This window comes from Desulfohalobium retbaense DSM 5692 (assembly GCF_000024325.1).
In the GTDB taxonomy this organism is placed as follows: domain Bacteria; phylum Desulfobacterota; class Desulfovibrionia; order Desulfovibrionales; family Desulfohalobiaceae; genus Desulfohalobium; species Desulfohalobium retbaense.
Genome location: NC_013223.1, coordinates 24,414 through 46,702 on the forward strand (window position 1 = coordinate 24,414; position 22,289 = coordinate 46,702).

Here is a 22,289-nt window from a genome sequence, read left to right on the forward strand (position 1 = left end):
CTGACCGGGGGCGGGACGTGGAGTGGCCCGGTCGTCTGCTGTGTGCCGGTTTCGCTGGCGGCTATGGAGACAGCCGGAGATAGTCAATAAAACCAATTGCCCTTTCGCCGGTGTTATCCGCGTCACTCATGACGGCCAGCGTCGCATTGGCCGGTGGCGATTCTCCAAAGGCCTCGCGGTAATCTTCGATGATATGGACCGATTCGTCCACCCATTTTCCGACATCTCTCGTTCCCTGGCGCAGAGGGATCATCCGGGCCCGGTCGGTGTAGGCGTTGATCAGAACGCGCGCGTCGTGGGGCTGGTTGGCCCAAATATAGTTGAGCGTTGAGTCCGGAGGATAGTCACCATACACGGCTTTGGCCAGACCGTATTTGATTTTCTGCCATCCCGAGGCAGTGGACGGGTCATATTCAAACAGGACGTAGACACGAAGCGGGTAATCGTCGCCAGATTTGCTTGTCGCGTCGCCCTTTTGGTAGACATTGGAGACTTTCCAGCGCCAGGAGAGATGGGGAAATTCGTAGGGATTGAAGTGTTCTGTGGACACGAGGGCTGAGGCTGAATTGTCGGCGACCCCCCGGAGCCAGGACGAACTCGCGTTGTGTTCGATGGAATAGGTGCTGTGGGCGTCGATGTTGTCAAAAAACAGGGGCCGCCATCGCTTTAGGGAGGCGAAGTCCTCCCGCAACTCGGATTGCGCCTTTACCGGCGCCGGCCCCAGAGCCAGCAGCACAGCGCAGGCTGCGGACACGGCCCACAGAAGACCTCGCAACCAGGAGGAGTCTATGCTCGAGATCACCGTTTCAACCTCCAAGCGTGAAGAATTTGTCGATATCACAGAGCAGGTTCGACGGGTCTGCGGCGACAAAGGGTGGCAGGACGGGGTAGTACTTCTGCACTGCGCCCACACCACCGCTGGGCTGACCGTGAATGAGTCAGCGGATCCCAGCGTCTGCCGCGACATCTTGGCCCATTTGCGCCAAAGCGTCCCCCATATGGCGGGCTATGAGCACGGCGAGGGCAATAGCGATGCCCATATCAAGTCGTCTTTGATGGGATGCAGCCAACAGGTGTTGGTGGCCAATGGCCGTCTGGCCCTGGGCACCTGGCAGGGCATCTTTTTTACCGAGTTCGACGGGCCCCGCCAGCGCCGTGTCTGGTTGCAATGGATTCCGGCCTAGCTGATTACTAGAGTCGTAGCGGTTCTAGCAACCGAGCCCCAGATTTTGGGCCGCTTGAATGCGCCTCGGGAAACGGGCGTTGCCGGGAGCCAGTTAATTGCGGATTTCTTTTTCGTAATACGTCCGGATGAACTCCACTGCCTCGGGAATAGAGGTCACGTCTCCGGCCACCTGGGCCTGGAGCAGGGCTTGGCGGATAATCCCCACCGCCGGTCCCGGATTGAGCCCGGTAAAATCCATGATCTCCTTGCCGTTTAAAAGCGGCTCGAGCATCTCCTCGGGCACGTCGGCACGCTCGAGGTATTTCATGTTGTGGTTGAAGGCGGTGTAGTTGCCGCCCCGGGCCTTGACGTCGGCACGAGCCATTTCAATGATTCGGGGGTATTCGTCCAAGGCCTTGAAGCGGCGGATGCCGCGATCGGTGAGCATCGAATCGAACCGCTTGTGGTGGCGGACCAGATGGCAGATGACCTCAAGGTCTTCAGTGGGAAAACGCAGCCGTTTGAGGATCTTCCGGGTGATTTTGGCCCCGACCCAGGGGTGCTGATGGAAGGTCCATTCGCCGTCGGTATACTCGGCGGTGTACAGTTTGCCGACATCATGAAAGAGACAGGCAGTGGTCCCTAGCCAGTCATACGGCAAGGTCTCCGGGTACAAGCGCATCTTGTCCAGGGTGTGCTGCCAGGCGGTCTCCAACTCCGGCTCGTCCTCGCTCTTGCGCTGTTTGATCTTGCTCAGGGCGGCGAGTTCCGGGATCAGACCGTGCAAAATCTGGGTCTCATAAAGGAGTTCGAAAAATTGGGCCATGTTTTCGGCCTCGACCTTCTTCCATTCGTCCACGATATCACTGACTGGAACATAATCGAGGATGCGTGAGGCGGAGCGGAGGATGGCCACCCAGGTGTTGGGCTCCATCGGCAGATCGTAATTGGCGGCAAAACGCAGCGCACGGACGCCTAAAAGGTAGTTGCGGCGCAGGGTCGCGTCCGGGACGCCGATGAGATTGACGACCCCGTCGGAAAAGTCGCAGAAGCCGGCATAGGCGTCGGGAACTTCGGGGATATAGGGACAGGCCAGGGCCGTCGGCAATTCCCCCCGGTCTTCCAGTTTTTTCATCAGCCGCGGTGTCAGGCGAGAGGCGGCAACCTCCGGGTGACTGCTGGCCAGGGTATCCATGGGGTAGAAGCGCATGAGCATGTCGCCTTCCTGGAGTGAGCCCAGGTCGGCATTCTCGTCGCTGGAATCGAGCAAGGGGAAAAGTTTGCGCAGTTCCGAGGGTTGCATATCAGTGGCGATATCGACTTCGCCGTGTTCCTCGTTTTCCAGCAGGCGTTCCTGCAAAGCGGCGCTTATGACATAGGCATCGTAGCCGTTGCGGCGTATGGTTTTGCACAGGGCGATAGCGTCCTTGAGCGGTTGGGGCATGCTGTATTCCTCCTTGACGGTGGCCACTTCGGCGGCAAAGAATTCCTTTTTGTGTTCGAGCCGTCATACACCTTTTTCCGCCAGAGGCAAACTCCACCATATATGGTGAAATCGGTGTTTCCCCGTTTATCACTCTAAAAAAATAGGATAAAATATGCGTTTGTATCTCTGGATTTCGGCCTTGCTTGCGGTCCTCGTCTGGACCGGTGGTGCGGGTTGGGCGACAGCTGCCGAACTCACGGTCACAGTCAGTATCTTGCCGCAAAAGGCCATTGTTGAGGCCATCGGGGGCGAGGACGTCCAGGTCCAGGTCATGGTTCAGCCTGGAGCGAGTCCGGCCACATACGAACCAAGCCCCCGGCAAATGGCCGAACTCCAGCGTTCGTCGGTGTACTTCGCTATCGGGGTTCCTTTTGAAAAGGCTTGGCTGCCACGGTTGCGCCAGGGCCATTCCGATTTGGAGGTCGTGCATCTCGAAGACGAAGTGGTTCGGCGCTCCATGGCCAGGGAGGTCGGAGCCAAGGGGCATGACCACGGCTCCGGGATGCCGGATCCCCATATCTGGCTCAGTCCGCCCCTGGTGCGCACCTTTTCCGCAAGCATCGCCGAACATCTGGCCGAGGCCCTGCCGTCGCAGGCCGCACAGATTCGGAGCCGCTACGTCAGGTTCGCCGCCTCGGTCGCTGCCTTGGACGCCGAACTCGCCTCGAAGCTGGCGCCGCTTGCCGCCAATCACCCCCATTTCCTTGTCTTTCACCCCTCCTGGGGCTATTTTGCAAAGGCGTACGGGCTTGTGCAGACCCCGGTGCAGATCGAGGGCAAACAGCCGAGTCCCCGGGCCCTGCAGGAACTGGTACGTTTGGCCGAAGAACTCGATTTACAGACTGTCTTCGTCCAACCGCAATTTTCCCGGAAAACGGCCCAGGTCGTGGCAGACCAGATCGGCGGCCAAGTCGTGGAACTCGATCCCCTTGCGGCTGATTGGGCGTCAAACCTGCGACGCGTTGCCGAGGTCATGCTCAGGGAGTTGTCATGAGACACGCCTCTTCGCCAAAGCCGCCAGAAGTGCGCGATTCCCAGGTCGTGGCGGACATCCAGGGTGTGGATTTCGCCTATACCAACGGCCCCAAGGTTCTCGAGAACGTCAGCCTTCGAATTTTGCAAGGTCAGTATCTGGCTGTGTTGGGGCCCAACGGCGGAGGCAAGACCACGCTGATCAAGATCCTGCTCGGTCTCCTCAAGCCCCAGCAGGGCCAAATCTCGGTTTTTGGCCAGACCCCGGCCCAGGCCCGTCCGCGTATTGGGTATTTACCACAATATGCTGAAAATCGTGACGATTTCCCGGTGAGCGTCTTGGACACGGTGCTCATGGGCGTGCGGACAAAAAAGCGGTGGGGCATGCGGTATTCGGCCCGGGAGCGGGAAAAGGCGCTTCAATCCCTGGAGGAAGTGGGGCTGAGCGGCTATACGGATCGGTTACTGGGCCACCTCTCCGGGGGCGAACGGCAGCGCGTCTTTATCGCCAGGGCCCTGGCGGCCGACCCGGAATTGTTGATTCTCGATGAACCGACCTCGAATATCGACCCACAGGCCAAATTCTGTTTCTATGAGTTTCTCGCCGAGTTGAAGGCGTCGGTCAGCATCATCGTGGTCAGTCATGATCTTTCGATCACCACAGCGCACATCGATTCCATCGCCTGTGTGAACAAGACACTTTTGTACAACGCCCGTCCTGAAGTGACCCAGGAGATGTTTGACCTGCTCTATGGGATGCATGAACGCCACACCTGTCCCATGGCCGGGTTTGGTCCCTCCCATCCCGGATTTCTGAACCGCCTGCAACCGAGGTCCTGATGCTCGACGCCCTGTCCTACCCCTTCATGCAAAACGCCTTGCTGGCCGGCCTTTTTGCCAGCGTCGCCTGCGGCATCATCGGTTCGCTGATTGTGGTCAACCGCATGGTCTTCCTGGCTGGCGGCGTGGCCCATATGGCGTACGGCGGAGTCGGGCTCGCCTTTTACGCCGGATGGCCGGTCCTGCCGAGCACGATCGGCTTTACACTCCTGGCCTCGTTGGGACTGGCCGGACTGACCCTGAACCGTCGATCGCGCACAGACACGGTCATCGGGGTGTTCTGGGCCGCTGGGATGGCGCTTGGCATCCTGCTGCTGGATCTCGCCCCCGGCTACAATGTGGATCTCATGAGTTATCTCTTCGGCAGCATTCTGACCGTACCGCTTCGCGATGTGATCTGGATGGCCGGCATCGTCCTTGTGCTTTTGCTGGTTATCGGGCTGTACTACCGCGATCTCAAAGCCATGTCCTTTGATCCGGAATTCGCCCGGACGCGCGGGGTGCCGGTCACGTTTCTCCATTTCCTCCTGGTCGCGTTGCTCGGGGTTTCGGTCGTCATGGTTATCCAGGTTGTAGGGCTTATTCTGGTCATTGCCCTTTTGACTATTCCGTCGTATCTGGCGCAACGCAAGGCGCAGTCCCTCGGGCGGATGATGATCGCCGCTGCTGGTTGGGCCGCTGTGTTTTGTCTTTTCGGCCTTATGGCCGCTTACTATTTCGACCTGACCTCGGGGGCGAGTATTATCGCCGTCGGGACGGTCTGTTTTTTTCTGGTTCTGGTTTGGGACAAATGCGTCGGAGCGCTGCGTTCGCACCCTTCGGCGTGAGTTTGTCTTTGTTGTATCCTGCCCCCAGGTCGCCTTACGTATCGCGTGAGGGTGAAATGGGAAGTCCGGTGAAAATCCGGCGCTGGCCCGCAACCGTGAGAGGGGACGGCGGACACAGATAAGCCACTGCCTGCAGCAGGTGGGAAGGCGTGTCCGGCCGGCAGATCCTCAAGCCGGGAGACCAGCCTGAGGGGCGTAACCAATCGGGCTTCGAGGCATGAGCCCGTGGGATTGGTGCGCCGTACTGTGGTCCGGCGCAGACCCCGCGTTTTCCTCGGAGCCTCCGCTTCTCTTGAAGCAGGAGGTTTTTTTATGCGCTCTGTTCTAGCAGCGGCACTTTGTGTCGCAGTAGTGTGTGTGGGGACGTCAGTGGGGGCGCAGAACGCCACCCAGCTCTCGGAAATCGTGGTCACGGCCACGGCGGCGCCAGCGACCGAGCAGGATGTGCCGGTGAGCACGCAAATTGTGGACCGCGAGGCCATTGAGCGCTCCGGGGCCCGGGATCTGGAGGGGTTGCTTCAGCGGGAGATGGCCGCTGATTTCGAGATTCAGCCCGGTGGCTATTCCTCCTTTGGAATACGTGGATTTGAATCCTATGAATCCTTGGGCGCTGGCTTCGACTCTGGGGTGTTGGTCCTGCTTGATGGAACTCGTATTGCTACCGGGACATTGAGCCTCATTCCGCTGGATCTGGTCCAGCGGGTAGAGATCGTCCACGGGCCGGGGTCGGCCCTGTACGGCGGTTCGGCCATGGGTGGGGTGGTTAACGTGATCACCCGCACCGGCGGGCAGGAAACCGCCGGCCAGGTGGGCGTGGGGTACGGCAGTTGGGAGGAAAAAACCGCCCACGTGGGCGTGAGCGGGTGCAGTTCGGAGGAAACCTTCGGTTATGTCCTGGCCGGGTCCAAGCGCACTCGGGACGACTACGCCATCGGTGGGGGCAAGACGTACCCGAACACGGCCATTGATATGCAGAGTTGGGGCGGGAAGCTCACCGCCGGGCCCGGCCAACAGCACCAACTGCACGGCGTGTATCTCGAAAGTCGGAACAATGACCTGGGCAGCCCAGGGCCTCTAGATGACAATGTTGCAGAGAATTATATCGACGACACCCTCCGGCATCTGCTGGTTACCTATCAGGGCGAAAGCACAGACGGAAAACAGAGCTGGCGCTTGCAGCCGTTTCACTCTGAGCACGAGTATGCGTTTTATTCAAATGACATGTCCAAATATATAACCCAGATGGCCGGGGTGCGGGGTCAGTACAACCACCAGACCGCCCGCCTCGGCACCCTGAGCCTGGGTGCGGAATACACGCAGATCCAGGACGAGCGTTCCGGCTCGTTGGTATATGAGCCCAACAGCGAATACGACGTGACCGCCGTCTTTGCTGAGCACCGTTTCGGCAGCGGGCCCTGGGACCTCTGGGTGGGGGCGCGCTACGACCACTACCGGGCGCGCATCGAAAAAACCTCGGAACTGAAGAACGTGGAAACCGGGACGGAAACCTACGACGCGCTTACCTGGCGCGTGGGGGGCAAGTATTGGCTGACCGCGAACCTCGGGCTTCACGCCGCTGTGGGCACTGCCTTCCGGCCCCCGATGGCCAAGGAGTTAACAGGGAAATTTACCTCTTATGGTACTACATATATAGGTAACCCTAACCTCAAGTCGGAACATTCTGTAACCTACGAAACAGGTATGGAATGGGGCGGCCAACATGGCCGCATTGAAGGCACCGTTTTCCATACGAAATACACAGATAAAATAGAAGGACCAAGTTTTGGTGAGACTGGAAAATATGTAAACATCGACGGCTGGACTGTGCAGGGGCTGGAACTGCAAGGGCAAACCGCATTCGATTGGAGCGAGATGCTCATTGTCCGCCCCCATGCCACGGCCCGGTACTATACGAAACGGGAGCAGGAGGATTCCGGTGGATCCAGTCAGACTATTTTCCAGCTTCCTGAATATGAGGGTCAGATTGGACTAGCTGTGGATCTTGGGGCCAAACTCTCTTTGGATTCCTGGTTGGAAATCCGGGGGCCATGGGAAGGAAAAAATGTGGGGCGACAAACGGAATTTGCTGTGTTCGGATCCCGGATAAGCTACAGACCTGTTGTTGATTTGCAGGTCTATCTGGATGTGGAGAACCTCTTTGACAAGCGTTATAGTTACAAAAACGGCTACCCCATGCCCGGGCGTTCGGTCGCGGCCGGGATCGAATATACGTTCTAGGCTCCTGGCACTGCTCCTCGTGGGGCTGCTTATGGCGCTGGCGGGCCCGGTTCACGCCGGGCCCGTGCTCACCGACCAGGCCGGGCGCCAGGCGGCAGTGCCGGAGGATCCGCAACGGGTGGTCTGCCTTGCTCCGAGTCTGACCGAGACCGTGTTCGCCCTCAAGCAGGGAGAGCGGGTGGTCGGGGTCAGCCAATTCAGCGATTACCCGCCCCAGGCAGCAAAGCTGCCCCGGGTGGGCAGTTACGTGCGCCCGGAATTGGAGCGCATTCTGGCCCGCAAGCCGGATCTCTGCCTGGCGGTCAAGGACGGCAACCCCCGGCAGGTCGTCGACCGTCTGGAGCAGTTCGGCATCCCGGTCTACGCCTTTGCTCCGTATTCCCTGAAGCAGGTCCTGGAAATGGTCCCTAGGCTGGGACAGATTCTGAACTGTCCCGATCAGGCCGAGATCCTGCACCGCAGACTGTCTCACAGCATTGATGCGGCCCGCGCCCGGGCAGAGGCCGCGTCGTCTCGTCCCCGTGTGCTGTATCTCGCCGGGCTGGCCCCGCTCATCGGGGTCGGGGGCGATACCTATCTGCACGAACTCATCGCCACTGCCGGGGGGAGCAATGTCACCGTTGATTCCGCTGGATATCCGCGGTTGAGCTATGAAGACATTCTCCGTCTCGCTCCGGATGTGGTCCTTTTGCCGAGCATGGGCGGCCGTGAACGGGCTGTGGAGGCCAAGAAGCGGCTGCAACGCTGGGAACATCTGCCGGCTGTGACCCAGGGCCGGGTTCATATCGTGGACGCGGACCGCTTCAACCGCCCTGGGCCGCGTCTCGTGCAAGCCCTGGAGACGCTGACGGCGCTTTTGCATCCTGGCGCTGAGGCCGTTATGGAGTCGAAATGATCGGGTTTGTGCAGGGTGGCCCGGGTCCGGGAATTTTGCTCCAACTTGGCAAAGGCGCGAGGTGGTGTTGTATCGCGGTGTTCGCCCGCAAGGTGTTGCCTTTGCAACGGACTGCGATGGCTCACGGGCGCAGGAGTGTTGCCAAGCCGTGAGCAAAACCCCCGGCCCCGGGCTCTTAGCGCGGAGGCTTGTCGCTGACCCGGTTCCGGGAATTTTGCTCCAGCTTGGCAAAGGCGCGAGGTGGTGTTGTGTCGCGGTGTTCGCCCGCCAGGTGTTGTCTTTGCAACGGACTACGATAGCTCACGGGCGCAGGAGTGTTGCCAAGCCGTGAGCAAAACCCCCGGCCCCGGGCTCTTAGCGCGGAGGCTTGTCGCTGACCCGGTTCCGGGAATTTTGCTCCAGCTTGGCAAAGGCGCGAGGTGGTGTTGTGTCGCGGTGTTCGCTCGCCAGGTGTTGTCTTTGCAACGGACTACGATAGCTCACGGGCGCAGGAGTGTTGCCAAGCCGTGAGCAAAATCCCCCGGCCCCGGGCTCTTAGCGTGGAGGCTTGTCGCTGACTCCCCTTTCATGATTGCGGTAAGGATTGACCATGCCCTCGCCTGTTTTTCCCTTTCGGCTTATCGTCATCTGCTGCACCGGGCTTGTTTTTGTGCTCTGTTCCGGGGTTATCGGCGTGTGCAGCGGTCCGGCCGGATTGGACCTTGCCCAAGTCTGGGCCGCCCTCTGGGGATATGCGGAACCGACCACGGTGAGTATCGTCCGTGAGGTGCGGTTGCCCCGGGTCCTCCTGGCGGGCCTCGCGGGGGCGGGATTGGCGCTGGGCGGGTTGGTGTTGCAGGTCCTTTTGCGTAACCCTTTGGCCGAACCGTATATTCTTGGGGTCTCAGGCGGTGCCGGGGTGGGCGCTGTGTTTGGGCTGCTTTTGGGCTGGCCTTTTTTTCCCGGTGTGGCCGGGGGCGCGTTTGCGGGCGGTCTGGGCATCGTGGCCCTGGTGTTGGCCCTGGCGGGACGCCGCGTGGTGCAGCGTGAAGGGCTTTTGTTGACCGGGGTCATGGCCAACGCCTTTTGTTCGGCGATCATCCTGTTCCTGCTTTCCTTGAGCCCACAACTCCAGCTTCAATCGGCCCTGTACTGGCTCATGGGCCATTTTTCCCTGCCTCCGGGAAACCATCTGGCGCTTTTGGCCGGAACCGTTGTCCTGGGCGGTGGCGTGCTCTTCGGCCTGGCCCCGACGCTCAATGTGCTGTTGCTGGGCCATCACGGCGCGCTGGGGCTTGGCATCCCGGTGCGGCGGGTGATTGCGCTATTGCTGGTCCTCGTGGCCTGGATGGTCAGCGGGGTGGTTGCCCTGTGTGGCTTGATCGGATTTGTCGGTCTGGTCGTGCCGCATATTCTGCGGCTTGTTCTGGGCACTGATCACCGGGAGTTGGTGCCGGCCTGCTTCTGCGGCGGCGCAGGCTTTGTCATGCTCTGTGATGTTCTTGCCCGGACGGTGCCGCCGCAAGAGATTCCTGTCGGTGTGGTCACGGCGTTGATCGGTGCGCCGCTGTTTATCGTGCTGCTTGTTCGGGAGGACCGATGGCGTTTGTAGAAGCCCGCGGGATTACATTCGGATACCGTCCCGGGGAATCCGCGGTGGTCTCCGGCGTGGATCTGGCGGCAGAGAAAGGGCGGCTGCATGTCTGCATCGGGCCCAACGGTGCCGGGAAGAGCACCCTTTTGGCGTTGCTGGCCGGGTGGCTGCAGCCTGAAAGCGGGCGGGTCCTGATCGAGGGGGGGGACGTCCACCGGATGGGGCGGCGGCGACTCGCCCGGCAGGTGGCTGTGCTCGAACAGGACCAGGCGGTGGTCCCCCATTTGACGGTCGAGCAACTCGTGCTTTTGGGACGGACACCGTTTTTGGGCTGGCTCGGTTGGGAGGGGCAGCGCGACCGGAAATTGGCTGAGGAGGCGATGGTTTTCACCCATGTGGATCATCTTGCCGCGCGCCGTCTGGAGGAACTCAGCGGCGGGGAACGCCAGCGTGTCCATCTCGCACGGGCTTTGTGCCAACAGCCGCAATTGCTGCTGTTGGATGAGCCCACCGCCTCGCTTGATCCGGCGCACCAGGTGCGGATCATGGATTTACTGCAGCGCTTGTGCCGGGAGCAGGGGTTGTGCGTCTGCCTTGTCTCCCACGATCTGCATCTGGCGGCCCTGTACGCCGATCACGTCGTCTTGTTGCAGGAGGGGCGTGTCCTGGGGCAGGGGCCGCCAGGAGAGACCATGACCTTCTCTTTGCTCGAACAGGCCTACGGCTGTGTCATGCTCGTGGAGCAGAGCCGGCTCGGTGTGCCGCTGGTGACTCCGGTTCCGAAGCGATTCTTGGAATAAAATAAAAAAATGAGGCATTACGGATGCCGAAATTGGAGAAGTGAACTGTTTTTCACTTCCTCAATTCTATTTTGCCGCAACAATATGTTTTTATTTCTCCATCAGACAGGATTTCGATAGTCCGGACTCTGTCTTTCAATTCCCCCTGTCTCGTTTCCCCGCCTTTTTGGTATTCCCTGGTCTCTTCAGTTCACGCAATCATCATTGTCTTATACCTCAATCCATAATTCCTCCATCCCCTTATTCCTCAGCCCCCCTCCGTGTGACGGCATTCCTGTCCTTCCTGCACCGCCGCGGCATTGCGGAAATCGAGAAAGGGGACAAGCAGGGCACTGGCCGCGAGGCAGACCCCCAGGCCGGTGAAGCCGAGACTAAAAGAGACGTGTTCGCCCAGGTAGGCCAACAGGGCTGGGATGCCGCCTGCGCCGAGCAAAGAGGCGCTGGTCACGGTCAAGGACACGGTCAGATCGTTTTGCTTGTCTTCGGAGATGCTGGTCAGGGCGGAAAACCCGGCTGGGAAATAGGCGACGAGAAAAATCGGCTGGAGAACGAGCATAGCCGCAACCCAAAGACTGCTGCCCCAGGCGAAGCCAATGGTTGCCAGGCCGCCGGCGCTGAGAATCACGGTCAGGGAACGTTTCAGGCCCAGCTTATCGATACACCAACCGGCCCCAAAAGCGGTTCCCAGACTGAGCAGCCGGGAGGCCGAAAGGATGAAATTGGCCCATTCCCTCGGGATGCCGTGGCTTTTGACCAAATAGGCCGGGGCGAGGTTGTAGACCCCGATCTCTCCGCCCACGACAAGGACGAAAAACAGGGTCATGGCCCAGAAGGCGGGGCGGGTCAGGATGGCCCGCAGGGCTTTGAGCCGCGGCGGCTGTCCGGAAAACCGCCCGGCGGTGCTGTGTTTGCGGTAAATGGCCCCGACCACGAAGCAGGACAGGCCCAGGACAATATACACCAGGCGCCAGGACCCCAGAAAGAGCAGGGCCTCGACGAGCAGCGGGGCCAGGATGAAGGACAGGCTCGGGGCCATTTCATGAATGGCGAACCCTTTGCCCCAATGGCAGCTCGGGGTGATGTCGGTGATCGAGGCCACGCCGGAGGGGAGATAGAGGCCGCCGCCCAGACCGGTGGCAAAGAGGCAGGCGAGCATGACCGGAAAACTCGGGCTCAGACCGACACAGATCCACCCCGCGCCGATGGCCCAAATCGAAAGCAAAATAGTCCGCCGGTGCGTCAATCGGGAGGATACCCACCCAGCATTGAGCAAGGCCACGCTGTAGCCGGCCTGCAAGGTCAGAAAAATGAGGCCGGTGCGGCTGAGGCTGATGCCGAGGTCCTCTTGCAGGGGCAAAAGTACAGGACCCAGGGCCACCCGGGAAATGAAATTGAGAAAAAAAATGGTCGAAATGAGCACAAGCGGCCCGACGAGGCGGGTAAATTGCGGCTGCGCTGGGCTGGGTGAAATGGACAAACAAAGCTCCCTGTATGGTTGGTATCCTGGGCCGATGGGGCTTCTGGATCATAGAACAGGCCGCTGAAAATCTCCCAATGACAGCAAGGTTGTAATGTGTTCAAGCAGTTACGCACGAATACGTGCGCTGCGACCTTGAACTGTGAGTCGCCGTCCCTTGGGATTTGTGAACGCCCTGCGTTATACGGAATTTTTCAATAGTCAGAAAAGCTGGTTCAAAAATGGTGCTCTGGTTTGGCGATATGTGTTCGCCTCCCACCGGAGAACATCATGGCAGCGGGACGGTGGGTTGGAAAGAAAGGGGGATCCCTCCACCGTTTGGGCACCCGCTGGTACCTGAAGCCTGGACAAGACAAAGAACGATTGGGGGCTGCCGTGATACCAACTCGTGTATACCAGGGTCCTGGCCAACTTCCAATCGCCCCCGGATTGATCCGGTGAGTGGAAAAAACCACACAAAAGACGGTTTGACGAACCCAGGGGGAAATTTTTAGAGAATAGTGCTGTGTATCCTTTTGAGACAAGGGGCGCAGGATTGCAAGTTCCCTGGCAGCGTGTCATTGTCACACAGTAGGGCATAAGCAGAAGGAGGCCACATGGGCAAAAAAACGCGGCAGCGCGTGTGCATCGAGCGGGTTCGTCCCAGTGTCGACGGGGGCCGTTTTCCGGCCAAACGGGTCCAGGGCGAAACCGTGACCATTCAGGCCGATATCTTTACCGACGGCCACGATACCCTCGCGGCCGAGGTACTCCTGGCCCTGCCGGGTGAACGGCACTGGCAGCGGCATGCCTTGCAAGCACGGCCGAACGACGTTTACACGACCTCCATTTTTCTGGAACACCGCGGTGAGTATGTCTTTCGCATCCAGGCTTGGCGTAATGTTTATCAGACCTGGCTCAGTGACGTCCTGAAGAAGTACGACGCTGGACAGGATGTTGCCGTTGAACTCCAGGCCGGCGGCGAGCTGGTGCGCGCAATGAGCGACCGACTCAACGGCGCGGATCAGGCCTTTGCCCTGGAACAAGCCGGAGTCATGGAGCGCTTCGCCGATTCTTCCCCGGAGGACGCTTTTGCAGCGGCCCAGGGGGACCGACTGCGCCGACTGCTGCGCTACGCTGGGCGTAGCGAGGAACACGGCGGTCTGTCACCCCGCTTTGTCATTGATGTCGACCGTCCGCGCGCCGGGTTCAGCGCCTGGTATGAATTTTTCCCCCGGTCGTTCGGGGAATTTCCCGGCGCACACGGCACCTTGACCGACGCCGCTGCCATGCTGCCCCACATCGCCCATATGGGGTTCGATGTCGTGTATTTGCCGCCGGTGCACCCCATCGGACACACTTTTCGCAAAGGGCGCAACAACGCTCCCGAGGCCGAGCCCGGCGACCCGGGCAGCCCCTGGGCCATTGGCAGCGGATCCGGTGGGCATAAGGCCGTGCATCCCGATCTCGGCACCCTTGAGGATTTTGAGGGCTTCGTGCGCGAGGCCGAGCGGCAAGGACTGGAAGTCGCTCTTGATCTGGCTTTTCAATGTTCCTACGACCACCCCTATGTCCGGGAACACCCGGAATGGTTTTCCTGGCTGCCGGACGGCAGTATCCGCTACGCCGAGAATCCCCCTAAAAAATACCAGGATGTGGTGCCGCTGAATTTCGACTGCGCGGATTGGGAGAACCTCTGGGAGGAACTCAAGTCCGTGGTCCTGTTCTGGTGTGAACGCGGCGTCCGGATCTTTCGGGTCGACAACCCGCATACCAAACCGTTGCGGTTTTGGGACTGGTGCATCGCCGAGGTGAGAAAAGTCTATCCCGACACCCTTTTTCTGGCCGAGGCCTTTACTCGGCCCAAGGTCATGTACCGCCTGGCCAAGGGCGGCTTCAACCAATCCTACACCTATTTCACCTGGCGCAACAGCAAGACCGAGTTGCGGGACTACCTCGAGGACCTCGTCGAAGGGGCCCCGCGGGATTTTTTCCGGCCCAATTTCTGGCCCAACACGCCGGATATCCTGCCGGAATTTCTCCAGCACGGCGGCAGACCAGCCTTTGTGCTGCGCCTGGTGCTCGCGGCGACTCTGTCCTCGAACTACGGCATGTACGGTCCGGCCTTTGAATTGTGCGAGGCTGAGGCCGTGCCTGGTCGGGAAGAATACGCCCACTCGGAAAAATTCGAACTCAAGGCCTGGGACTGGAACCGGCCGGGGCATTTGCGGGAAGTCATCACTGCGGTCAACCGGATCCGGCGAGCCAACCCCGCTTTGCACTCGACCTGGAATGTCCGGTTCGTAGATACGGACAGCGATCAGGTCCTGGCCTATGTCAAAACCGATGCCGAGGCCGAGAATATTATCCTCGTCGTGGCCTCCCTGGATCCGTTTCAGCCCCAGACCAGCACTGTCTCCTTGCCGCTTGATGACCTCGGGGTCAGCCGGGATGCCCCGTATCTGGTCCACGACCTGCTCGGCGAGGAGTATTTCTTCTGGCAGGGAGACCACTCGCGGCTGACCCTCTATCCCCAGTCACAGCCGGCGAGGATCTTTCGGCTCCACAAACGGATGCGCCGCGAACAGGATTTCGACTATTTCATGTAGGCTGGCGGACTCGATTGCGGTGCTGGAGGGTGGGAACAGATTGAGCTGAGACCGGGGCCCGGATCGAGAGGACCACCCGCGGTCGGAACCACTGGTGTGTAAACAGGAGCAACCCACGTATGGCTTTGCAGAAGATGATCCCCGTGACCCAGGACCCCCAATGGTACAAAGACGCCGTGATTTATGAAGTGCCGGTGAAGTCCTTTTGTGACAGCAACGGGGACGGCATTGGCGATTTCCGGGGGCTTTTGCATAAACTGGATTACCTCGAGCGCCTGGGGGTGACGGCGTTGTGGCTGTTGCCGTTTTATCCTTCCCCGCTCAAGGATGACGGATACGATATCGCGGAGTATTTTTCCGTGCACAAGGATTACGGTCAGCTACAAGATTTCAAAGCCTTTTTGCGTGAAGCCCATCAACGGGGATTGAAGGTCATCACTGAATTGGTCATTAATCACACATCCAGCGATCACCTGTGGTTCAAGAAATCCCGCCAAGCCGAACCCGGCAGCTATTGGCGCGATTTTTACGTCTGGAGCGACACGCCCAATCGGTACGAAGACGCGCGGATCATCTTCAAGGATTTTGAACAATCGAACTGGACCTGGGACCCTGTAGCTGGCGCCTATTATTGGCACCGGTTCTATTCGCATCAGCCGGACCTCAATTTCGACAACCCTGAAGTCCAAAAGGCGGTCTTCGAGGCCCTGGATTTCTGGCTGGATATGGGCGTCGACGGTCTGCGGCTGGACGCGATCCCCTATCTCTACGAACGTGAGGGGACGAATTGCGAGAATCTTCCGGAAACCCACGCGTTTTTGAAAAAGCTCCGGGCCCATGTCGATGCCAGACATCGGAACAAGATGCTCCTGGCTGAGGCCAACCAATGGCCGGAAGATGCGGTGGCCTATTTTGGCGACGGCGACGAATGCCACATGTCTTTCCACTTTCCGATCATGCCGCGCATCTTCATGTCCCTGTGGATGGAAGACCGCTTCCCCTTGATCGACATGATTGAGCAGACACCGGAGATTCCGGCCGGGTGCCAGTGGGCGCTGTTTTTGCGCAACCATGACGAACTCACCTTGGAAATGGTCTCTGACGAAGAGCGGGACTATATGTACCGCGTCTATGCCAGCGACCCCCGGGCACGGATCAATCTGGGCATTCGGCGGCGACTGGCCCCGTTGATGCACAACAACCGGCGCAAACTGGAACTTTTGACCCTGCTCCTGCTCTCCCTGCCGGGCACGCCGGTGCTCTATTATGGCGACGAGATCGGCATGGGCGACAATTTTTTCCTCGGCGATCGCAACGGGGTCCGGACGCCCATGCAGTGGACGCCGGACCGCAACGCCGGGTTCTCTACGGCCAATCCCCAGCAGTTGTATTTGCCGGTTATCCACGACCCCGAATACCATTTTCAGTCCATCAACGTCGAAAACCAGGAAAAAAACCCCTCCTCCCTGTTGTGGTGGATGCGGCGGGTCATCGCCATGCGGCGGCGTTTCCGGGCCTTTAGCCGTGGTGCAATCGATTTTCTCCTGCCGGACAATGAAAAGGTCCTGACCTTCATTCGCAGCTACGGCGAGGAGCACATCCTTGTCGTGGTCAACCTCTCCCGGTTTTCGCAATCGGTACGCCTGGACCTCTCGGAATACGCGGGCCGGGTGCCGGAAGAACTCTTCAGCGGCAACCGGTTCCCGGAGATCGGCGAGGACCCCTATCCATTGACCTTGGGATTCAACGACTATTTCTGGTTCGTGCTGCGCGAGCCGCAATCCCGACTGCAGACACCGCAGGGGCCGCCGCGCCTGGAGATGGACACCGACTGGAAGCACCTGCTGCACGGGACCTTCCGTGAGTATCTGGAGATGGAAGTGCTGCCGCGGTTTTTGCGTCAGAGCCGCTGGTTCGGTTCCAAGGCCAAAACCATGCGCCATCTGCAGGTCGTGGAAGACGTGAACATGGGCCACAACGGGGAGAAGACCCATCTGCTCGTTGTGCGGGTCGACTATACCGAAGGAGGGATGGAACACTATCTCCTGCCCTTGTCCTATACGGACCGGGCCGAGGCGGAATCCCTGCTGCAGGAACATCCCCAGGCGGTGATCGCCTATCTTGAGCTTCAGGACAGCAGCGGCGTCCTCTATGATGGGCTTTTCAGCGCCAGCTTCCGCACCGTGCTTTTGGAGATGATCCTCGGACAGCGCAAAAAGAGCGGTCCCGGCGGCGAGGTCCACGGTGTGCGGGGGCGTTGTCTGAAATCCCTGATCAAGGACGGCCACCATATCCCCGCTTCTCGAGTTTTGGCCGCGGAGCAGAGCAACAGTTCCATCCTCTATGGCCAGTCGGTGATCCTCAAGTTGTACCGCCGTCTGGAGCAGGGCACGAATCCGGACGCGGAGATCACTCGTCATCTTGGCCGGTTGCGTCACGGGCCCAAGGTTCCCGGCTTCGCGGGCCTGCTCGAATACCGCCGGGAGGACCAGGAACCTGTGACCCTTGGCCTGGCCCAGCAGTATGTGCCGAGCCGCGGCGATGCCTGGACCTTTGTCCTATCGGAGTTGGACAGTTTTTGGGATCGCGTGGCGCGTGATGAAACGCGCTGGCAGGGCCCGGAACCCGGCTGGCTTCCCCGGGCCGGCAATGCCGCGATGCCGGAGGAACTGCTGGATCGGGTCGGCCAGGAGTTTTTGGACAAGATCGAGCTCCTGGGGCGGCGGACCGGAGAACTCCACCGGGCGCTGACCGATTCGGACCCGGAATCTCCCTTCGCCCCCGAACCGTTTTCCAAGCTTTATCAGCGCTCGCTGTACCAGTCGGTGCGCTATCAGGTCCGTAAAACGCTGCACAGTGTGCGTCGCCATCTGGACGAGCTTCCCGAGGCGATCCGTCCACAGGCAGAGGCCTTGCTGGTCAATGAGCATCTGGTGCTCGAACGCCTGGGCGGACTGACCGCCCATCGGGTCGAGGCCCAGAAGATTCGCATCCACGGCGATTACCACCTCGGTCAGGTGCTTTACACCGGCGAGGATTTCTGGATTATAGACTTTGAGGGAGAGCCAGCCAGGCCGCTGAGCGAACGGCGGTTGAAGCGGTCTCCACTGCGGGATGTGGCCGGGATGCTGCGCTCTTTCGACTACGCGGTGCACACCTCGCTCTCGCGGCAAGAGAGCGGGGTGACCTCAGCAGTCGGCAGGAGTTGGACCGCCCCCTGGTACGCCGCGGTCTGCCGGACGTATCTGCGCGGGTATCTCGACCAGGTTGAAGACGCCGCTTTCGTCCCCAGGGATCCGGAGGACATCTGGCGTCTGCTCGAAGGATTTTTGATTGAGAAGGCGGTCTACGAAGTCGGCTATGAAGCCAACAACCGTCCCCACTGGATTTGGCTCCCTCTCGGCGGCCTGTTGCGCCTGCTGGGCAAGGAGCCCGATGTGGACAGTTAACTCAGGCAAGCCCCATTGCCACGAACCAGCCATCCCCTATTGGGAGGTCTCTGTATGACACGCATGCGCTACGACCACACCCTGCTGACTGATATGGATATTTATCTTTTTAAACAGGGGCGGCATTACAAGCTTTATGACAAACTCGGCGCACACCCGATGCAACTCGACGGCCAGGACGGGGTGCAATTTGGGGTCTGGGCGCCCAACGCCACCGCTGTGGCGGTCATGGGGGACTTCAACGACTGGCAGACCGCGAGCCACCCGCTCCAGGTCCGCGGCGACGGTTCTGGCATCTGGGAGGGGTTTGTCCCCGGTCTCGGGCAGGGGGAATTGTATAAATACGCGATTATCGGTCAGGACGGACAGATGTTCTCCAAGACCGACCCCTTCGCTTTTTTCTGGGAGACCGCACCCCAGACGGCTTCTGTGGTCTGGGATCTCGACTACCGTTGGCAGGACGAGACCTGGATGGAACAGCGACACGAGAGGAACCATCTCAACGCGCCCATGTCGGTCTACGAGGTCCATCCCGGTTCCTGGCGCCAACGCGACGGTCGTTTCCTCAGTTACCGCGAATTGGCCGAAGAACTCGCGACGTACGTTCAGGAATGCGGTTTTACCCATGTCGAATTCATGCCGGTCATGGAGCATCCTTTCTACGGGTCCTGGGGCTATCAGACCTTGGGCTTTTTTGCGCCTTCAAGCCGCTATGGCACACCGCAGGATTTCATGTATCTCATGGAGTATCTGCACCAGGAGGGCATCGGGGTCATCCTGGACTGGGTCCCTTCGCATTTTCCGCAGGACGCTCACGGGCTGGTCTATTTCGACGGCACGCACTTGTTTGAGCATGCCGATCCGAAGCTCGGTTTCCACCCGGAGTGGAAAAGCGCTATTTTCAATTACGCCCGCTATGAGGTGCAGTCGTTTCTGATTTCTAGCGCGAATTTCTGGATTGACCGCTACCACGCTGACGGCCTCCGGGTCGATGGCGTGGCTTCCATGCTCTATCTGGATTACGCCCGGGAGGACGGCGAATGGATCCCCAATGAATACGGCGGCCGGGAAAACCTCGGGGCCATCGATTTTCTGCGCAATCTCAATTCGGCGCTTTACGGCGAGCATCCGGACATCATCACCGCCGCCGAGGAGTCCACGGACTGGCCGATGGTGACCCGGCCGGTCCATGTCGGCGGACTCGGCTTTGGCCTGAAATGGAACATGGGCTGGATGCACGACACCCTCGACTTCCTCGCCAACGACCCGGTGTATCGCAAATACCACCACAACCAGCTCACCTTCAGCATCATGTATGCTTTTTCCGAGAATTTTATTCTGCCTCTGTCCCACGACGAGGTGGTCTACGGCAAAGGTTCCCTGATCAATAAGATGCCCGGGGACGACTGGCAAAAACGGGCCAATCTCCGCCTTATGCTCGGGTATATGTACACCCATCCCGGGAAAAAGCTGCTCTTTATGGGCGGCGAAATCGGGCAGTGGAACGAGTGGAATCACGACACGGAGCTCGACTGGTGGCTGTTGGATAATCCCGATCACCAGGGACTGCGCCGCTGGGTCGGTGATCTCAACAGGGTCTACCGCGACTACCCGGCGTTGTCTGATCTGGATTTCCAGTCCGGGGGCTTTGCCTGGATCGATTGCTCGGACTGGGAACAGTCGGTGATCAGCTATCTGCGCTGGGATGCCAGCGGCCAACGGCCACTTCTCGTCGTGGCCAACTTCACGCCAATGCCGCGCGCCAACTATCGCATCGGGGTCCCGTTCGCCGGCTTGTGGCATGAGCTGCTCAACAGCGACGCCCCCCTGTATGGCGGTTCCGGTCAGGGGAATATGGGCGGTGTGACTTCGGTGCCTGTTCCGGCTCACGGCTTTTATGATTCCTTGACGTTGACCTTGCCGCCCCTGGCGGTGGAGGTCTTTACTCCGGAGGGAGCATGAACGTGGTTCAGGAATTGGGCGCCTGGTATGCGCCGGAAGCGACCCGATTTACGGTCTGGGCGCCGTTGCGGTCATCCGTTGAGCTGCGGCTTTTCGACCCTGAGGAGCGTCGCGTGGAAATGGCGTTTGCCGCCGGAGACGGCTGCTGGCGGGCCGAGGTGCCCGATGTGGCTCCCGGTACACGGTACTCCTTTGTCCTCGACGGGGACCTCGAACGGCCGGATCCGGCCTCTTTCGCCCAGCCCGACGGGGTTCACGGTCCCTCGGTCGTCGTGGACCATTTCTCGGAGACACGGAGTGCGGCAAGTTGGGCCGGTCCGCAATGGGAGGAGTCGGTTTTTTACGAACTCCATGTCGGGACATTTACGGAGCAGGGGACCTTTGAAGCCATTATCGGCCGACTTCCGTCGCTCAAGGACCTGGGAGTGACCTGTCTCAGTCTCATGCCGGTGGCCCACTTCCCCGGTCAGCGCAACTGGGGGTATGACGGTGTCTATCCCTTCGCAGCCCATACCACATATGGCGGGGTGCAGGGATTGAAACGCTTGGCGGACGCCTGCCACAGTCTCGGCCTGGGGATTGTTCTCGATGTCGTCTACAACCATTTCGGACCCGAGGGGAATTATTTGCGCGATTTCGGGCCCTATTTCACGGATGTCTACCACACGCCCTGGGGGGAGGCGGTTAATTTTGACGGCCCTTACAGCGATGGGGTGCGCAAATATTGTATTGAAAACGCGTTGTACTGGCTTAAGACCTGTGATCTGGACGGATTACGCCTGGACGCGGTTCACGCCATTTATGATGCTGCGGCCGTGCCTTTTCTCGAAGAGCTCACTCGCGAGGTTGACGCCCTTTCGCTGGACAGCGGTCGCCAGCGGTGGCTCATCGCGGAATCCGACCGGAATGATGCGCGTTTTCTTCGCCCTTCCGAGCAGGGTGGCCTCGGCCTGCATGCCCAATGGAACGATGATTTCCACCATGCCCTGCACGCCTTGGTGACCGGGGAGAGGCATGGCTATTATCAAGATTTCGGGCGGGTGGAGGATCTGGGCCAAGCTTGGCGGCAAAATTATGTCTACAGCGGGCAGTATTCGCCGTTTCGTAAGCGCCGCCACGGTAACTGCGCTGTGGACCGGGCCAAATCGCAATTTGTGGTTTGCAGCCAGAATCACGATCAGGTCGGCAATCGGTTGCGCGGTGACCGTCTGAGCACGATGGTCTCCTTCGAGACCCTCAAGGTGGTAGCCGCGGCCCTGTGTCTGAGCCCCTTTCAGCCTATGCTGTTCATGGGCCAGGAATATGGGGAAAAGCGGCCGTTTCCCTATTTCATCGACCATACCGATCCAAAGCTTGTGCAGGCTGTTCGCCAGGGCCGGAAAAAAGAATTTCAGGCCTTTTGGCGTGGCACGCCCCTTGATCCCAAGGCCGAGACAACCTTTACCAGCGCGGTTCTCAACTGGGAGACCCAAGACGAGCGGGCCCGGCAATTGTGGGCCTGGTACAAGCGCCTCCTTGCCTTGCGCCGGTCGCATCCGGTCCTGGGGCCGGATATGGCCGTGGCCCGAGAAGTCCGCGAAAGTGCGACGCCGGCGTGCTTGTGGGTCCATGCCCGGCGGGCAGAGACTGAAGTGGTGCTGTACTTCGCCTTTGGGGACCAGCCGGAAGCGCCGGCGCCCTGGGAGCTGCCTGAAGGAACGTGGCAGCGGTTGGAGGACAGCAGCGCCCGTCGTTGGGGCGGTCCGGGAACGCACGGTCCGGAAGAACTTTGCCACCCCCAGGCCCCGCAATTCCACGCCCGGCAGGTCCAGCTCTGGGAGAGAGTAGCGAGGAAAGAATAGGATTTAACAAATGAGGAAAATTGAGGAGTTGAAGGGGTCGCCGAGGTTGAGACAGAAAACGGTCTTTTCGGGATCGAAATCGATTTTTGTGTCATGGCCCTAGGATTTCTGCAGACGGCAATGGTGGCGGTGGGATCAGCAATCACGTAGGTCGGCTCCGACGAAGCCGAAGCCGA

At 59.8% G+C, this 22,289-nt stretch carries 15 protein-coding genes and 1 riboswitch; of the genes, 12 read left to right on the top strand and 3 right to left on the bottom strand.

Translation table 11 applies throughout. The annotated features are described in order from the left end of the window. Positions 1 to 61 precede the first annotated feature (61 nt). Entirely contained in the window at positions 62 to 802 is a 741-nt protein-coding gene (locus DRET_RS00115) for a DUF3047 domain-containing protein (RefSeq protein ID WP_167317774.1), read from the bottom strand. Between DRET_RS00115 and DRET_RS00120 the strand changes: the two genes are divergently transcribed. Next, complete coding sequence (locus DRET_RS00120; protein ID WP_015750485.1) at positions 789 to 1,184, top strand: secondary thiamine-phosphate synthase enzyme YjbQ; 396 nt, start codon at positions 789 to 791, stop codon at positions 1,182 to 1,184. The two genes, DRET_RS00115 and DRET_RS00120, sit on opposite strands and share 14 nt — an antisense overlap. Before the next feature lie 93 nt (positions 1,185 to 1,277). On the opposite strand, the gene DRET_RS00125 is transcribed toward DRET_RS00120, so the two are convergent. Continuing rightward, entirely contained in the window at positions 1,278 to 2,609 is a 1,332-nt protein-coding gene (locus DRET_RS00125) for an HD domain-containing protein (protein ID WP_015750486.1), read from the bottom strand. 154 nt (positions 2,610 to 2,763) lie between these two features. On the opposite strand from DRET_RS00125, the gene DRET_RS00130 reads away from it, so the two are divergent. The 7 genes from DRET_RS00130 (at position 2,764) to DRET_RS00160 (ending at position 10,796) form a co-directional block, all read left to right on the top strand. After that, on the top strand, positions 2,764 to 3,645 hold the full coding sequence (locus tag DRET_RS00130) for a metal ABC transporter solute-binding protein, Zn/Mn family (protein WP_015750487.1): 882 nt from the start codon (positions 2,764 to 2,766) through the stop codon (positions 3,643 to 3,645). Beyond that, positions 3,642 to 4,463, top strand: a complete 822-nt coding sequence (locus DRET_RS00135) for a metal ABC transporter ATP-binding protein (RefSeq protein ID WP_015750488.1) — start codon at positions 3,642 to 3,644, stop codon at positions 4,461 to 4,463. The genes DRET_RS00130 and DRET_RS00135 overlap by 4 nt, the downstream gene beginning before the upstream one ends. Then, positions 4,463 to 5,290 carry a metal ABC transporter permease gene (locus DRET_RS00140; protein ID WP_015750489.1) on the top strand — a complete coding sequence of 276 codons (828 nt, stop codon included), beginning with the start codon at positions 4,463 to 4,465 and terminating at the stop codon, positions 5,288 to 5,290. Before DRET_RS00135 ends, DRET_RS00140 begins: the two co-directional genes overlap by 1 nt. Positions 5,291 to 5,299: 9 nt before the next feature. Then, positions 5,300 to 5,494, top strand: a riboswitch (cobalamin riboswitch). Between the two features lie 108 nt (positions 5,495 to 5,602). Next, positions 5,603 to 7,528: a TonB-dependent receptor plug domain-containing protein gene (locus DRET_RS00145; RefSeq protein WP_015750490.1), complete on the top strand. Its 1,926-nt coding sequence runs from the start codon at positions 5,603 to 5,605 to the stop codon at positions 7,526 to 7,528. 31 nt (positions 7,529 to 7,559) lie between these two features. Next, the gene (locus tag DRET_RS00150) at positions 7,560 to 8,423 is read left to right on the top strand and encodes an ABC transporter substrate-binding protein (protein WP_015750491.1); all 864 of its coding nucleotides are present in this window, start codon (positions 7,560 to 7,562) and stop codon (positions 8,421 to 8,423) included. Positions 8,424 to 9,012: 589 nt separating this feature from the next. Further along, positions 9,013 to 10,014, top strand: a complete 1,002-nt coding sequence (locus DRET_RS00155; protein ID WP_015750493.1) for a FecCD family ABC transporter permease — start codon at positions 9,013 to 9,015, stop codon at positions 10,012 to 10,014. Next, entirely contained in the window at positions 10,002 to 10,796 is a 795-nt protein-coding gene (locus tag DRET_RS00160; RefSeq protein WP_015750494.1) for an ABC transporter ATP-binding protein, read from the top strand. Before DRET_RS00155 ends, DRET_RS00160 begins: the two co-directional genes overlap by 13 nt. A gap of 247 nt (positions 10,797 to 11,043) precedes the next feature. Here DRET_RS00160 and DRET_RS00165 read toward each other — a convergent pair whose 3' ends face one another. After that, positions 11,044 to 12,273, bottom strand: coding sequence for an MFS transporter (locus DRET_RS00165; protein WP_015750495.1), 1,230 nt, complete (start codon positions 12,271 to 12,273; stop codon positions 11,044 to 11,046). A gap of 596 nt (positions 12,274 to 12,869) precedes the next feature. Between DRET_RS00165 and DRET_RS00170 the strand changes: the two genes are divergently transcribed. The 4 genes from DRET_RS00170 to treZ all read left to right on the top strand — a co-directional run bounded on the left by DRET_RS00170 (position 12,870) and on the right by treZ (position 22,113). Beyond that, complete coding sequence (locus DRET_RS00170; protein ID WP_015750496.1) at positions 12,870 to 14,861, top strand: alpha-1,4-glucan--maltose-1-phosphate maltosyltransferase; 1,992 nt, start codon at positions 12,870 to 12,872, stop codon at positions 14,859 to 14,861. A gap of 119 nt (positions 14,862 to 14,980) precedes the next feature. Then, on the top strand, positions 14,981 to 18,310 hold the full coding sequence (gene treS / locus DRET_RS00175) for a maltose alpha-D-glucosyltransferase (protein WP_015750497.1): 3,330 nt from the start codon (positions 14,981 to 14,983) through the stop codon (positions 18,308 to 18,310). Between the two features lie 54 nt (positions 18,311 to 18,364). Next, on the top strand, positions 18,365 to 20,272 hold the full coding sequence (glgB, locus tag DRET_RS00180) for a 1,4-alpha-glucan branching protein GlgB (RefSeq protein ID WP_015750498.1): 1,908 nt from the start codon (positions 18,365 to 18,367) through the stop codon (positions 20,270 to 20,272). Continuing rightward, positions 20,269 to 22,113 carry a malto-oligosyltrehalose trehalohydrolase gene (gene treZ / locus DRET_RS00185; RefSeq protein WP_015750499.1) on the top strand — a complete coding sequence of 615 codons (1,845 nt, stop codon included), beginning with the start codon at positions 20,269 to 20,271 and terminating at the stop codon, positions 22,111 to 22,113. The genes glgB and treZ overlap by 4 nt, the downstream gene beginning before the upstream one ends. Positions 22,114 to 22,289 lie beyond the last annotated feature (176 nt).